Origin of the sequence: Qipengyuania intermedia (genome assembly GCF_019711615.1) — a bacterium.
In the GTDB taxonomy this organism is placed as follows: domain Bacteria; phylum Pseudomonadota; class Alphaproteobacteria; order Sphingomonadales; family Sphingomonadaceae; genus Qipengyuania; species Qipengyuania intermedia.
On sequence record NZ_JAIGNS010000001.1, the window covers coordinates 412,554 to 426,931 of the forward strand.

Here is a 14,378-nt window from a genome sequence, read left to right on the forward strand (position 1 = left end):
CGCGCCCAAACCCGAGGAACGTTGCCACCCTCCACCCTCGCCCCTAGTGTCCGCGCAGGGTTGCGAGTCGTGAGCGGAAATATCCGCCTTCATTCACGGGTCGCTGTGGAGGTCTTCATGAGAAAACTGATACTCGTCGCAAGCGCGGCGATCCTGGCAGGCTGTTCGCAGGCTGCCGAAGAAGAAGTCGTAGACGAACCGGTGGAAGAGCCCGCCATGGTGGACGAGTCCGGCATCGCGGCGGACGGCCAGGCAACCCCGGGAATGTACCGCGTCACGTCTTCGGACGGCAACGTATACGACGAGGATGTTCGCGCCGACGGCACCTACACCCAGTCGCTCAATGGCGAAGTCGTCGAGACCGGCAGGTGGGACCAGAAATCGCCGAGCCAGTACTGCTACACGGTCGACGAAGCCTATGTCGATGAAGACACCCCCGCCGGGGAGCAGTGCAACACCGAACAGATCGGCGAAGACGGCGTCTGGACATCGACCAATCCCGCCGGGGAGACGGCCGTGGTCGAGCGCGTACAAAGCTAAGTTGAACCAATCGGGGCGCGGGGGATCGAACCTTCGCGCCCTTTTTCTTTAGAGGAAGGGTTCCTCGTCCGGCTTGTGGATGCCGCACTCCACCTTGTCCCAGCCGCTCCAGCGGCCGGCGCGCGGATCTTCGCCCGGCTTCACTTCGCGGGTACAGGGCGAGCAGCCGATCGAGGGGAAACCGCGTTCTACCAGCGGATGACGCGGGAGATTATGCTCTTCGAAATAGGCTGCGATACGGTCCGCATCCCAGTCGATCAGCGGGTTGATCTTCATTCGCCCCTGCGCATCCGAAGTGTCCACTTCGAAACGCGGCAGATTGGCGCGGGTCGAGGACTGGAACGCCTTGCGCCCCGTGAGGCTCGCATCATAGCGTGCCAGCGCCTTCTCCAGCGGACGCACCTTACGCAATTCGCAGCATCCGTCCGGATCATATGACCAGCGAAGGCCCGTTTCATCGCGCTTTTGGAGATCGGAAAGCTCGGGATAAAGATCGACCCGGTTGAGGCCGAACAAGTCGGTCAATTCGTCGCGATAGGCCAGGGTTTCCGGAAAATGCTTGCCCGTGTCGAGGAACAGGATCGGGATGCTGTCGTCGATCCGTGAGACGAGGTGCAGCAGTGCGGCACTTTCCGCACCGAAGCTGGAAACCAGCGCGATGTCTCCCACCAAATTGCCGTCGACCACCGCGCGCAGCCAGTCTTCCGTTTCGGTGCCGCGAAACATTCGGTTCAGGCGGATGGCGTCCTGATCCGTGAAGCGTGGCCCCGTATCGAGGCGGTCGATGGCGCGTGTCTCGTTCATGCGTGCCGCTTGGCCCAGATCGGCGTGCGGCTGTCGGCGGCAGGCTGGTACACTTCCGGCCGGCGCGAGAGCGCGGTTTCGAGGTCGTCTTGGTTGAGGGCTGTGTCCGGCTCGAAAGCGTCGAAGCCGCAGCGGCGCATATAAGCGACCTGGTCGACCAGCACATCGCCCACGGCGCGCAGTTCGCCCTCGTAGCCGGCTTCGCGCAACAGACGGGCGGACGAATATCCGCGCCCGTCACCGAAAGCGGGGAAATTCACTTCCACCAGCGCAAGACGTTCGAGATGCGGGATCAGTTCGCGCGCGTCGTCGCCCGGTTCCACGCGCACGGCGCTCGCGTTCGACTGGTCGAGGAAGGAATCGACCGTTACCGCCGCATGATCGACGGGCTCGTCTTCGCGATAGCGGATGAGCGTGTCTGTGTCGGAAACGAAGTCAGCCATAGAGGGCCTCCTTGAAGGGGGTCATGCCGATACGGCGGTAGGTGTCGAGGAAGCGCTCGCCGTCCTGGCGTTCGCGCAGGTAGACGTCTGCGGCGGTTTCGACCGCGTCGACGATGCCTGCTTCATCGAAGCCGGGGCCGGTGATCTTGGCGAGGCTCACGTCCTCCGCCTCGCTCCCGCCGAGCAGGAGCTGGTAGTTCTCGACGCCCTTCTTATCGACGCCGAGGATGCCGATATGGCCAGCGTGGTGGTGCCCGCAGGCGTTGATGCAGCCGGAAATCTTCAGCTTGAGCTGGCCCAGCGCCTCGGTCTTCCCATTTGCGGCGAAACGCTCCGAAATCTGCTGCGCGACCGGGATCGAGCGCGCATTGGCGAGGCTGCAATAGTCGAGGCCCGGGCAGGCGATGATGTCCTCGACCGTGTCGAGGTTCGGGCTGCCCAGTCCTGCGTCATCGAGAGCGCTCCATAGCGCGTGGAGATCGGCCTTGCGAACGTGCGGCAGGACGATGTTCTGCGTGTGCATCACGCGCAGTTCGTCGAAGCTGTAATCGCGCGCGAGGTCGGCCATCAGATGCATCTGCTCTGCGGTCGCATCGCCAGGAATGCCGCCGACCGGCTTCAGGCTGATGACGGCGGACACGTATCCATCCGCCTTGTGCGCAACCGTATTGCGGTCGACCCACAGCGCGAAATCGGGATCCGAGCGATCGATGTCATCGGGCAGGTCCGCTTCGAAAAGCGGGTCCTCGAAGTAGGTGCGGATACGCTCGAGTTCGGCGAAGGGAGGTTCGACGCCCTGTTCAAGAAGGTGCGCGAATTCCGCTTCGACCTGGCGCGTGTATTCTTCCGCGCCCATCTCGTGGACGAGGATCTTGATGCGCGCCTTGTACTTGTTGTCGCGGCGACCGTGGCGGTTGTAGACCCGCAGGCATGCCTCGGCATAGGTCACCAATTGGTCGAGCGGGACGAAGGGGTTGATGCAAGGCGCGATCATCGGCGTGCGGCCCATGCCCCCGCCGACGTAGAAGGCAGCGCCCAGTTCGCCGTCCCGCTCCACGATCTGGATGCCGATGTCATGCAACCGCATGGCTGCACGATCGGTGTCGCTGGCGATCACCGCGATCTTGAACTTGCGCGGCAAATAGCTGAATTCGGGGTGGAAGCTCGACCATTGCCTCAGCAATTCGGCATAAGGCCTTGGGTCGACGACCTCGTCCGCAGCAGCGCCCGCGAAATGGTCGGACGAGATATTGCGGATGCAGTTCCCGCTGGTCTGGATGGCGTGCATTTCCACCTTGGCGAGATCGGCCAAGATATCGGCCGCATCTTCCAGCTTGATCCAGTTGTACTGGATGTTCTGGCGGGTGGTGAAATGCCCGTATCCGCGATCGTACTTGTCCGCGATATCGGCCAGCGCATGCATCTGCCGGCTGTCGAGCGTGCCATAGGGAATGGCGACGCGCAGCATGTAGGCGTGCAATTGCAGGTAGAGACCGTTCATCAGCCGCAGCGGCTTGAACTGGTCTTCGGTCAGCTTTCCTTCGAGACGGCGGCGTGCCTGGTCGCGGAATTCCTCGACCCGGGCATCGACCATCTGCTGGTCGTATGAATCGTACTTATACATCAGATCACCCAGTTGCCGATGTCGGGATCGGCGGGTTTGAGAGTGAGATCGGGGCGCACCGTCGGGCCGATCGCGCGGACGCGGTCCTTGATGTGCGAAGGACGCGGGCTGCCCTCGTCCATCGTCGCGTCGATCGCATAGGGCGCATTGACGCGGCGGGCGGATTCCTCGCGGCGGGCGATTTCGTCCTCGCTGCCGGTCACATCGACGGCGTCTTCGACATGGAGGGACCAGTCGCTGCCGGTCCACCAGGTGACCGCACCCGTCTTGAGGTCGTTTCCGGTCAAAATCCTCATCGCGCAGCCTCCTGTGCAAGAGCCGCGAGCGAGACGTTATCGCGCGCCGTCACCTCGCCAATTACGATCAGCGCGGGACTGATAACCTGTTCGGCTTCGACAAGGTCGGGAAGAGCAGCCAGCGGAGCGCGCAGCACGCGCATTTCGGGGCGCGCACCGTTCTCGATCACGGCCACCGGCATGTCGGGCGCAAGGCCATCTTCCATCAGCTTTTCCGCAATTTGCGGCGCGGTCTTCACGCCCATGTAGATGACGAGCGTGCGGCCCTTGCCGGCAAGTCCGGCCCAGTCCTGGTCCTTCAGCCCCTTGCACTGGCCGGCGACGAAGCTGACGATCGAGGATGCATCGCGGTGGGTGAGCGCAATCTGTGCCGCAGCCGCCGCGCCGTTGGCGGCGCTGATGCCCGGCACGACTTCGACCGGCACATTCGCCGCGCGAGCCGCTTCCGCTTCTTCGCCGCCACGCCCGAAAATGAAGGGATCGCCGCCCTTCAGGCGCACGACGTCTTCACCGGAGCGGGCAATGCGCACCAGCAGGTCGCAGATGTCTTCCTGCGCCATGGTGTGCTTCGACCGCTGTTTCGCGACCGAGATCAGCTCGGCATCAGGATGGGCGAGCGCCAGGATTGCAGGATCGACGAGACCGTCGTGGACGATGATGCGCGCGCGATCGAGCAGGCGCGCAGCCCTCAGCGTCAGAAGATCGGGATCGCCCGGCCCCGCGCCGACGAGATATATGGTTCCGGTATTTGCCATGGGTCATAGATGCGCCGCATGGGCATGCCACGCCAATCAGAATGAATGCGTGGGCAGGTAGCGCAGATTTTGAAATCAGCGCTGTGCGCGCGCAAAACTATTCTTTTGTAACCTGGTCGCCGCCGCTGCGGGTCATCATCATTTCGAACCACCGGTCGAGCTGATCGCTCGAGCGGATGTGCAGGTCGCGCTGCGGGAACGGGATTTCGATGCCGTTCTCCTTGAACAACCACCACAGCTTCTTGAGCACGGCACTGCGCACATTGCCGACACCGTCTTCAGGGTCCTTGATCCAGCAGTGGATCATGAAATTCACCGAGTTATCGCCGTATTCGGCCATCCAGACGGTGGGAGGGGGCGCTTTCAGCACGCGGTCGCACGACTTGGCCGCTTCAAGCATGAGCTCTTCTGCCAGCTTCATATCGGCCTCGTAGCTGACGCCGACCGGCACCTGCATGCGCACATTCTTCGACGAATAGGACCAGTTTTCCACCTGGTTTATCATCAGGTTTTCGTTCGGGATCAGATATTCGCGCTGGTCGCGCGTGGTCACCGATACCGCACGAACGCCGATCTTGCGGATCTGGCCGAAGCTCTCATTACCGGCCATGTCCGTCACCGCGATGACGTCACCCGGCTTGATCGACTTGTCCATCAAGAGGATGATGCCGGCAATCAGATTACCGAATGTCTTCTGCAGGCCGAAACCGATGGCAAGGCCGAAAGCGCCGGAGAATACCGCCAGCGCGGTCAAATCGATACCGAGCAAGTCGATCCCGAGGAAGAAGGCCGCGGCCCAGATGGCGATGGTGACGATCTTCTCGACCAGCAATTGCTGCGTGTCGTCCAGCCTTGTGATGCGTCGCACCAGTCGGCGCGACAATTTGCTGATAAACCAGGCGAAGGCGATCACGCCGACGAGGATCGTTGCCACGATCAGCACGTCGAACAGCGAAATGCGCATCTCGCCGAAGCTCAGCGCGAGCGAATCCAGCGTGTCGACGATCGAACCGACCGTTGCGCTTTTTTCGCTGACCGCTTCCCTGATACCTTCCGATGCCGCCACGGCGGTTTCTTCCGGCGCAGGTTCGGCCAGGGACCACGCCTGCTCTACCGTATCGGTCTGCGGGGTTTCACTGCTTGCGGGTGGTGTTTCGCCCTGCACGACTATCCTTTATCCATTACCACGAAAGCCTGATCGAGATCTGCGATCAGGTCGCCTGCATCCTCGAGACCGATCGATAGGCGAATTCCGCAGCTATCGCCAATCCCCCAATCTTTCTTCGGCCAATTCATCACGCTTCGCACGCCCGGCACGTCAAACGGCAGGGCAAGGCTCTCGAAGCCGCCCCAGCTGTATCCGATGCCGAACAGCTCCAACGCATCGATCAGGCGCACTCGTGCCGCATCGTCGCGGTCCTTGAGAACGAAGCTGAACAGGCCGCAGCCGCCCGTGAAATCGCGTTCGTATAGTTCGTGACCCGCCGATCCGGGCAGGACCGGGCACAGCACCTGTGCGACCTCGTCCCGCGCTTCCAGCCACTTTGCAATCTTGAGGGCAGTCGCGGTTTCGCGTTCCAGCCGCACGTCCATCGTTCTCAGCCCCCTCAGCGCGAGAGCAGCGTCATCTGGTGACACGATGTGGCCAAGCTGCTGAGCCGTCATGCGCAGGCGGCGATACCAGCGCTCACCCGCGCTCGCGGAACCCATCATCAGGTCTGAATGCCCGCCGACATGCTTGGTCAGCGCCATGATCGCAATGTCGCACCCCCGCTCCAGAGCCGGGAAACCGAGCGATGTCGCCCAGGTATTGTCCATCAGGCTGACCGCTCCCTGATCCCGTGCAATCGCGGCGAGCGCGGGAATATCGCACAATTCCATCGTCAGGCTGCCGGGGTTCTCCAGCATGACCGCCTTGGTCCGTTCGCAGAACTTTTCCGCAAATCCATCGAGGTCGAGCGGGTCGAAAAACCGGTGCTCGACACCAAAGCGCTTGAGCAGGCCCATGGCGGTATTGCGGGTCGGGTCGTATGCATTGTCGGTAACGAGCAGGACGTCGCCTGCCTTCAGCACTGCCATCAGCGCACCGACGATGGCCGCAACGCCGCTGGGGTAGAGGACCGTGCCATGTGCGCCCGGCTCCAGCTCGGTCAGCGCGTCCGACAGTGCCCATTGCGTCGGCGCGCCGCGCCTGCCGTAGAAGAAGCGCCCGTCCTCGTTCGCCTTCGGCCCTTCGCGCAAGGAGGCGCAATCGGGATAGAGATGGGTGCTGGCCCGCCACACCGGCGGATTGACCACGTGCCGGGCGAAATCGCCCGTCCGCCCCGTCGTCACCAAGCGCGTGCCCTTGCCCTGCTTTCCCTTGGAGCCCGCCATGGTCAGCCAGCCGAGCCCCTGGCCTTGGGCGTATCGGGATCGGCGCCCCACTCCATCCAGCTGCCATCGTATAGCGCGACATCCTCCTTACCCGCCACTTCCAGCGCGAAGAGGAGAACGCAGGCCGTCATGCCGCTGTTGCAGCTGGTGATGACCGGCTTGTCGAGGTCCACGCCTGCGCTTTCGAAGATGCCGCGTATCTCATCGGCGCTGCGATAGGTCCCATCCTCGTTGAGCAGCCGCGTGAAATGCACATTCGCCGCGCCGGGAATATGACCGTCGGACCCGCTGCCTTCTTCGCCCGCAAAACGCGCCGCATCGCGGGCATCGACGAGTTGGGCATCGCCATTCTCGATGGCGTCGAGAATGTCCTGCTTGCTGCGGACATCGCGCCGCATGTGCGGCTCCGGATAATCGCGCGGCGCGTGATCGAGGCGATCGTCCTCCAGCGGGCGATCCTCCGCTATCCATTTGGCAAGTCCGCCGTCGAGCACGGCCACATTGGGCTCGCCCGCGTGGTCGAACAGGAACCAGGCGCGCGCGGAGCTGCGAATATCGCTGTCGTCGTAGAGGACGATGCGGCCACCATGGGCGACGCCAAGCTTTCGCATCCTCTCGGCGAATTGGTCTGCCGTCGGCACCGCCTTGGGGACGCTGGAGCCGGGATCGGTAAGCGCGGCGAGGTCGAGATACCGCGCACCGGGAATGTGCCGCTGCCGGAACTCGGCTTCCGCGTCCCTCCCGCTGTCGGGCAGATGCATGGTTGCATCGAGGATGATTAGGTCATCCGCGCCGATCCGCGCTGCGAGCCACTCTGTAGAAACCAGTTTGTCCATCCCTGCGTGCTAGCGCGGGGGCGCATCGCTGTCGATGTCAGTCGAGAGCGCGGGCCGCGACCGGGCTCCAGCTGCGCAAGCCTTCGTCGAGACGGAATGGAGCAACACGCCCGGCATTGGCCTCGCCCTGACCGATGACGAAGGTGCGGACCTGGGGCTCTCCCCTGGCATCGGCGACTTTCAGCCGCAGTAGCGGCACGAGCAGGACCATGGAGCCCTGGTGCAGCACGCGGGCATTGGCGACAGGAAGCTGGACCTTGCCTTCATACCGCACGCTCTGACCCGGCGCGATGCGTTCGAAGACATGCTGCTGGGGCAGGTCCTGCCCGGCCGATGCGACCTGCTGTTCGACTGGCAAGTCGCCGTGCGCCGAGACGAGATCGGCAGAAACCGACACGCCTGACATCGCCGAGGTCGAACGATTGAGCACGCTCACCCGGTAGTCGAGCGTCGCGTACGCGAAGGAAAGCGTCAGCTTGATCGCTTCGACCTTGATCTCGGCAGGCTTTGCAACCTGCGCGGCTGCAGGCGCCTGCTTGGGCGCTACGACGGGGCGTTCGATCCGGGGCGGCGGTGCGCTTGCACGCTTGCGCTGCCACGCGAAGAGCGCGAATCCCAGTGCGAGGAGACCTGCCAGCGCAGCCAGGATGATCGCCCAGGGCAGTCCGCCCGTTTCCTCCGCAACGGTGACGTCGGCATCTGCGTCAGGCGCAACCGGTTCGGCAGCGGGAAGCGATATCGACCCGGGAGGATCTATCGTGCTGGTGGGCTCCCCCGCTTGCGTTTCGGGCAGCGTATCGACTGGTGCCTCGATCTGTGGCGGAGCCGGACGTGCGCTTCCTACGGCAGGGGCCTGCGTGGGCCCTTGTCGCGGCGCGGTTTCGATGACCGGTCCGGGCGAGATCGTGGGCCTGGGCGTCGGGGCTTCTTGCGGTGCCGGTGTGGCTTGCTGGGTCGGCGTCGGCGTCGGCGTGGACCGCGCGGTTTCGATGACCCGGGGGCGCGTCGTCACCGGCGCTGCATCGTCCACCGGGCCCTGCACCTGCGGACTGGGCGTAGAGGTCGGGTTCGACGGCGGAAGCTGGAAATCCTGCGCGCGTTGCGCTGCCGCGGACACAGGCAGGGCAAGCACGAGGGCAGCAAGAAGAGTGGTAGAACGTATATTCATGGTAACGGCCGGTCTGGTCGGGAAGGCGCGCTGAATAGGCGGTGAAGGATGCGCATCCAAGCCCCCTCCTTGCGCCGGGACGACATTCGCGGCAGATGCGCGGCATGAGCGACACACCGACACCCAAGTTCCTTGGCGAGAACAGCCCCCTGCCGACCTCACCCGAAGAGGCCGAACTCGATTACGTGCCCAACCCGCGTGCGGGCCAGCTTTACCTGGTCCGGTTCGCAGCGCCGGAATTCACCTCGCTGTGCCCGGTAACCGGCCAGCCCGATTTCGCGCATCTCGTGATCGATTACGCGCCTGGCGAGACGATCGTCGAATCGAAGAGCCTCAAGCTGTTTCTCGGGTCGTTCCGCAATCACAACGGCTTCCACGAGGATGTGACTGTCGGCATCGGCCAGCGACTGTTCGAGGAAATGAAGCCGCGCTGGCTGCGTATCGGCGGATACTGGTATCCGCGCGGCGGCATCCCGATCGACGTCTTCTGGCAAAGCGGCGCACCGCCTGCCGAGCTATGGCTTCCCGATCAGGGCGTCTCGTCCTATCGTGGCCGCGGATAGGGAGAAATTGCGATGATTGCGAAGCTGCCGAAGATCGCCTTGTGGCTGGCCGTCGGGCTAGTCCTCTGGTTCGCCGCTGCCGTCTTCGGACCGAAGTTCGGGCTGATCGACTGGCGGTTTGCCCTGGGCACGATGGTCCGCGGCTGGGGGCCGATCCTGATCGGCATCACGGCACTGGTGGCCATCATCGCACTCGTCGCGGTCCTCTGGAAAGGCCCGCGCGGCCAGTGGTGGAAGGCTACCCTCGCGCTCGCCATTCCCGGCGCATTCATGGGCGGTCTCGCCTCGGTTGCTGCCACGGCTGAGAGCGTGCCGCCGATCCACGATGTCGCCACCGACGTCACCGATCCGCCGCAGTTCACGCCTTGGACGCGCGAGAAGCGGGCCCAGCTGTCGGCCAATCCACTCAATGATTACGCGACGCCGCTTGGTGAACTGGACGCGTGGAGCGAGACGGAAGGCCCGCTCGCCTCGCAATCCCACGCCCAGATCATCGCCGAGAGCTACCCCGATCTCGCTTCCATCCCCTATTCGGGCGATGCCGGCGATGCGATGGTCGCTGTCTCCCTCGCCATGGAGGATATCGGACTTTCCGAAGTCACCAGCGATGTCGAAGGCGGCCGCGTCGAAGGCGTGGCGGAAACATTCCTGTTCGGCTTCAAGGACGATGTCGTCGCGCGTGTGCGCGATGGCGAGATCGACCTGCGTTCGGTCAGCCGCGTCGGACTGTCGGACCTTGGCTATAACGCAGCGCGGCTGCGCGAATTGTCGGAAGCGATCGAGAACCGCCTCAGCGAGTGAACCGCTCGATCCAGCGCCGGTCCAGCCAGTCCTTCAGCTTGCGCAACCAGCGACCTTTCAGCGCGATCCGTCCATAGCTCAGAATGGCTTCGCCGCGACCGGTGTTGAACAGGTAGAAATCCATTCCCCTGCCGCGATAGGTATTGGTCGGCTCGCGGCCATCCATTGCCCGGCGCAGATTGTCGGCAAGGACCGGTCCGGCATAGACCGCATGCACGCCGGAATGCGGCAGTCGCCGATCCGTGCGGCGTGCCACGTCCCCCGCGGCGAAGATATGGGGATGGCTGCAAGAGCGCTGGTACCGGTCGACCTCGATGAAGCCGTCTTTGTCGATAGCCAAGGCGCTTTGACGCGGCCAGTCGGGAGCACCACTGCCGATTGCGGCGACGATCAGGTCGGGCGGTCGAATGTCGTGTCCTTCGGCGATCAACCGCCCGTCCTCGAAACCCGCATCGCTTTCGACAATCACGATATCCTGCGCGACCAGTTCCGCCCGCGCCTTGCGCTGCACGGATGCCGCGTGATCGGATAGTAGCCCATGCGCACCTGCAATCAGGGTGACTCGGGGCTTTTTGGGCAGGGGGGCATTGGCGAGGCCGAACGCAAGCTCCAGCCCGCCTCCACCGCCTCCCACAACGGCGATGCGGCGCGGCTGGGCCGCACTTTCGCGAAAGTCGCGCCAACTCTCGATGAAGCGATCGATGGGGCGGATGTCGAGGAGGCGCGGGTCATCGCCCAGCACCTCCCGCGCACGGCCTGCCCCGCCTATCGCGATGGAGCAGATGTCGAAGGCAAGATCCCCGCCGTCGTCGAGACGAACGGTTCGCGCGGAGGCGTCGATCCCGACAACTGCCGCCATTACCCACTCGATGCCTGCTTCCTCGATTAGCGGCTGCAGCGGGATCATCGCCTCGCTCGCGCGGTATTCCCCCGCCAGCCAACCGGGGATCATGCCCGAATAATGCATCGCCTTGCGCGGTTCGACGATGACTACCCGCTCGCATGGCAGCCCGTTCTTGCGGATGTCGTCGATGACCCCGAGGTGCGCATGCCCGGCGCCGACCAGCAGGAGGGTTTGGCCGCTCATGGCAGGGGTCTACGCCGGCTCGCCCCGCAGCGGAACCGGACCATCGTTCAATTGCGGATTTTCCAACCCGACTTGAGCACGCGGTAAACTGCAAAGGCCAGCAGCAGGTTGAAAACGCCAAGGCCGATCGCCCCGTTGATCACCGCTTCGTTGGTATCGCCAATGTCGCTCTTGCCGAGGAACCCGAAGCGGAAGCCGCTGATGACGTAGAAAAACGGGTTCAAGCGGCTGATCGTCTGGAACACGGGCGCAAGGTTGTCGATCAGGTAGAATGTGCCCGACAGGAGGCTAAGCGGCGCAATCACGAAATTGCTGACCGCCGCGTTGTGATCGAACTTCTCCGCCCAGATCGACGCTAGCAGTCCGAGCAGCGACAGCATGACGGCACCCATCAGGCCGAACCAGACGACCGCCCAGGGATGCGAGAGCGACAAATCGACACCGGGATAGAACGCCATCGCCAGCGCGACCGCACCGCCGACGAAGATCGCACGGGTCACGGCTGCGGCCACGATCCCGCCCATCAGCTCGCCTTCCGACAGCGGCGGCATGAGCAGGTCGATAATCGTGCCCTGGATCTTGCCGGACAGGAGCGAAAAGCTCGAATTGGCGAAGGCGTTCTGCATCATGCCCATGACGATGAGGCCCGGCGCAACGAAGGTGGCGAAGTTAACGCCCAGCACTTCGCGCCCCTCGCGGCCCATCGCGACGGTAAAAATCACCAGAAAGAGGAAGGTCGATACGCCCGGAGCCCAGATCGTCTGCGTCTGGACCTTGAGAAAACGGCGAACCTCCTTAATATAGAGACTCCATAACCCGATGCGGTTTATCCCGGTGATCACCGGTTCGCCGCGAGCGGGGAAACGACCCTTCCTCCCGGCATTATTCTCGTTGAACGAAGCATCGCCTTGCGGCACGGCGGGAGTGGCGGGTTGGACTTGATCGGCCATGGGCGTGCGCCTAGGGCCAAGCATCCCGGCTGGCAAGCTACGTCGGGCCATGTAAGGAACACGGATTAGGTATGAGCTGGACCGACGAACGGATCGCGACGCTGAAGAAAATGTGGGAAGGCGGCTCCACCGCCAGCCAGATCGCCGAGGAACTCGGCGGCGTCAGTCGCAACGCGGTGATCGGCAAGGCGCACCGCCTCGGCCTCAAATCCCGGCCCTCGCCTGTGAAGAGCGGCGAAAAGAAAAAGGCTGCCAAGCCTGCTCCCAAACCTGCGCCCAAGAAGGCGGCACCGCGCACGGCGGCCAAACCGGTCAAGCCCGCTGCTGCAGCGCCAGCCCCAGCAGCCGCGCCCAAGCCCGCCGCGACGGCCGCGCGTGCCGATTCCAATCCTTCGCAGCCGCTGCCCAACAAGACACCCGACCTGCCCAAGATCGTTTCGGTCGGACCCGGCGGCTTCCTGCGGCAGGGTCCTGGCGACCAGCAGCCGCCGATCCCTCCCGCGCCGCCGCGGCGACTGGTTCCGGCAAAGCCCGACCCTTCGATTGCCGACAAGACCAGCCTGCTGGACCTGTCCGACAAGGTCTGCCGCTGGCCGATGGGCCACCCGGGCGAACCCGATTTCCACTTCTGCGGCGAAGCGGTGAACCCCGGCTTCCCCTATTGCGTCGAGCATTGCGGCAGGGCCTACCAGGCACAGCTGCCGCGTGGTGCGCGCCGTCCCCCTCCGCCCCTTCCTTTCGGCGGCCCGCGCGTCCGTTAAGCCGACCCGGGCCGGGGACCGCAGCAAAGTCTAAAGAGCCGGTTTTCGCGAAAAATGGTAGATTTTCGCCATTTTTCGCGAAATCTTTCCTCGGCTTAAACCATATCGATTGACCACCCTGTCACCTCTTCCTGCAAAAAGGTGAGCGTGTCCTGCTTGTCCGGACACGTTCGCAGACAGGAAACGTCATGGATTGGGTGAGCGCCTCTTTCGGCGCATTTATGGGAATAGCGATCGTGGTCAGCGTAACCTCGCTGGCCCTCTATCCCTTTGTCCGTCGTGATTACCTCTTGTGGTGTTCGCTCCGCATCGCCTGCTTTGCCGCAATGACGATTGCGCTGATCTCATTCGGTCCCGCTCCGACGCTGGTAGCCGGTCTCGATAACCACGGCCTCGCCGAAGTGGCGCTTGCCCTGGGCGTGGGCTGTACCGGTCCCTTCTTCGCAACTTATGTCGAACGTCACATCGACCTCGGCGCGCATCGGCGGCACCTGTGGTATATCCTGCCGCTCGGGATCTTCGCGGCGGCCGCGACTTTCCTCGGCAAGACATGGCCGATCTTCCACCAATTGCACGATTTCGCCCTACTGACGGCGAGCTTCCTGCTCGGCAACAGCCTGCTCGCAGCCATCCGCCGCCATAGCCGCGTCGCCAAATTGCAGGCGATAGTCTGGGGCCCGCTGGTCCTGCTGGGCCTTGGCGCCTTCACCTATGAGTTTTTTGCCAGGGAAACCATCTCCTACTGGCCGCGACTGGTGCTGGCGGCATTGTCCTTCGACCTCGTCATCACCTTCCTCGGGATCATGACCGGCTTTGGACGCATCAAGCTGGAACGCGACCGCGCGCTGGCCAATATCGAGGCGGCAGAGCAGCTGATGCTGATCGATCCGCTCACCAACATCGCCAACAGGCGCGGGCTGGAACAGCACTTCGCCTTCGACACCGCACGCCGGCCTACCGGACTTGCCCTGATCGACTGCGATCACTTCAAGCGCGTAAACGACACCTTCGGTCACGAAATGGGCGACCGCGTGCTTGTCGCGGCGGCGCAGGCCTTGAAGTCCGACGATATCTTCGTGGCAAGGCTTGGCGGCGAAGAATTCGTTATCCTCGTATACGGGGACGACTGGCAAAACCTCGCCGAACAGGCGCGCCGACGGATCACCACCGCCGTGCGCCTGGCGGTGCCGGAAATGAGCCTGCCGGTAACGGCCAGCGCCGGTCTGACCGCCATCTCGCGGACGGACACGCTTTCCCTCGCCATGAACCGTGCGGACAAGGCCCTGTATGCCGCCAAGGAAGCCGGGCGCGATCGCAGTCTGGCGATCTCCGAATTCCAGGCGGAAAGTCTTCCGCTGACACAAGTCGCTTGAG

General features: G+C 63.6%; 16 protein-coding genes. 5 read left to right on the forward strand and 11 right to left on the reverse strand.

The window, feature by feature from the left end:
- Window positions 1-117 precede the first annotated feature (117 nt).
- A complete protein-coding gene (locus tag K3179_RS02035) occupies window positions 118-540 on the forward strand; it encodes a hypothetical protein (RefSeq protein ID WP_221562252.1) in 423 nt (140 codons plus the stop codon).
- A 48-nt stretch (window positions 541-588) separates the two neighbouring features.
- Here the strand turns inward: K3179_RS02035 and K3179_RS02040 are convergent, their stop codons facing one another.
- From K3179_RS02040 to K3179_RS02080, 9 genes are all read right to left on the reverse strand, one after another.
- Window positions 589-1,344, reverse strand: coding sequence for a phosphoadenylyl-sulfate reductase (locus tag K3179_RS02040; protein WP_221562253.1), 756 nt, complete (start codon window positions 1,342-1,344; stop codon window positions 589-591).
- Window positions 1,341-1,787, reverse strand: coding sequence for a DUF934 domain-containing protein (locus K3179_RS02045; protein ID WP_221562254.1), 447 nt, complete (start codon window positions 1,785-1,787; stop codon window positions 1,341-1,343). Before K3179_RS02045 ends, K3179_RS02040 begins: the two co-directional genes overlap by 4 nt.
- Window positions 1,780-3,411: a nitrite/sulfite reductase gene (locus K3179_RS02050; RefSeq protein ID WP_221562255.1), complete on the reverse strand. Its 1,632-nt coding sequence runs from the start codon at window positions 3,409-3,411 to the stop codon at window positions 1,780-1,782. Before K3179_RS02050 ends, K3179_RS02045 begins: the two co-directional genes overlap by 8 nt.
- Window positions 3,411-3,707 (reverse strand): DUF2849 domain-containing protein, encoded by a 297-nt coding sequence (locus K3179_RS02055; protein WP_090481934.1) that lies wholly within the window; start codon window positions 3,705-3,707, stop codon window positions 3,411-3,413. The genes K3179_RS02050 and K3179_RS02055 overlap by 1 nt, the downstream gene beginning before the upstream one ends.
- A complete protein-coding gene (gene cobA / locus K3179_RS02060; RefSeq protein WP_221562256.1) occupies window positions 3,704-4,462 on the reverse strand; it encodes a uroporphyrinogen-III C-methyltransferase in 759 nt (252 codons plus the stop codon). Before cobA ends, K3179_RS02055 begins: the two co-directional genes overlap by 4 nt.
- A 97-nt stretch (window positions 4,463-4,559) precedes the next feature.
- Window positions 4,560-5,627, reverse strand: a complete 1,068-nt coding sequence (locus K3179_RS02065) for a mechanosensitive ion channel family protein (protein WP_221562257.1) — start codon at window positions 5,625-5,627, stop codon at window positions 4,560-4,562.
- 2 nt (window positions 5,628-5,629) lie between these two features.
- Window positions 5,630-6,838, reverse strand: a complete 1,209-nt coding sequence (metC, locus tag K3179_RS02070; protein ID WP_221562258.1) for a cystathionine beta-lyase — start codon at window positions 6,836-6,838, stop codon at window positions 5,630-5,632.
- A 2-nt stretch (window positions 6,839-6,840) separates the two neighbouring features.
- Window positions 6,841-7,674 (reverse strand): sulfurtransferase, encoded by an 834-nt coding sequence (locus K3179_RS02075; protein ID WP_221562259.1) that lies wholly within the window; start codon window positions 7,672-7,674, stop codon window positions 6,841-6,843.
- A gap of 37 nt (window positions 7,675-7,711) precedes the next feature.
- On the reverse strand, window positions 7,712-8,842 hold the full coding sequence (locus K3179_RS02080) for a hypothetical protein (protein WP_221562260.1): 1,131 nt from the start codon (window positions 8,840-8,842) through the stop codon (window positions 7,712-7,714).
- A gap of 104 nt (window positions 8,843-8,946) precedes the next feature.
- Between K3179_RS02080 and queF the strand changes: the two genes are divergently transcribed.
- Window positions 8,947-9,405, forward strand: a complete 459-nt coding sequence (queF, locus tag K3179_RS02085; protein ID WP_221562261.1) for a preQ(1) synthase — start codon at window positions 8,947-8,949, stop codon at window positions 9,403-9,405.
- Window positions 9,406-9,417: 12 nt separating this feature from the next.
- Complete coding sequence (locus tag K3179_RS02090) at window positions 9,418-10,206, forward strand: DUF1499 domain-containing protein (RefSeq protein WP_221562262.1); 789 nt, start codon at window positions 9,418-9,420, stop codon at window positions 10,204-10,206.
- On the opposite strand, the gene K3179_RS02095 is transcribed toward K3179_RS02090, so the two are convergent.
- Entirely contained in the window at window positions 10,196-11,293 is a 1,098-nt protein-coding gene (locus K3179_RS02095; RefSeq protein WP_221562263.1) for an FAD-dependent oxidoreductase, read from the reverse strand. The two genes, K3179_RS02090 and K3179_RS02095, sit on opposite strands and share 11 nt — an antisense overlap.
- A gap of 47 nt (window positions 11,294-11,340) precedes the next feature.
- Window positions 11,341-12,243 carry an ABC transporter permease gene (locus K3179_RS02100; RefSeq protein WP_221562264.1) on the reverse strand — a complete coding sequence of 301 codons (903 nt, stop codon included), beginning with the start codon at window positions 12,241-12,243 and terminating at the stop codon, window positions 11,341-11,343.
- A 71-nt stretch (window positions 12,244-12,314) separates the two neighbouring features.
- On the opposite strand from K3179_RS02100, the gene K3179_RS02105 reads away from it, so the two are divergent.
- Both K3179_RS02105 and K3179_RS02110 read left to right on the forward strand, forming a co-directional pair.
- Window positions 12,315-13,004 carry a GcrA family cell cycle regulator gene (locus tag K3179_RS02105; protein WP_221562265.1) on the forward strand — a complete coding sequence of 230 codons (690 nt, stop codon included), beginning with the start codon at window positions 12,315-12,317 and terminating at the stop codon, window positions 13,002-13,004.
- Window positions 13,005-13,192: 188 nt separating this feature from the next.
- Window positions 13,193-14,377 (forward strand): GGDEF domain-containing protein, encoded by a 1,185-nt coding sequence (locus K3179_RS02110; protein ID WP_221562266.1) that lies wholly within the window; start codon window positions 13,193-13,195, stop codon window positions 14,375-14,377.
- Window position 14,378 lies beyond the last annotated feature (1 nt).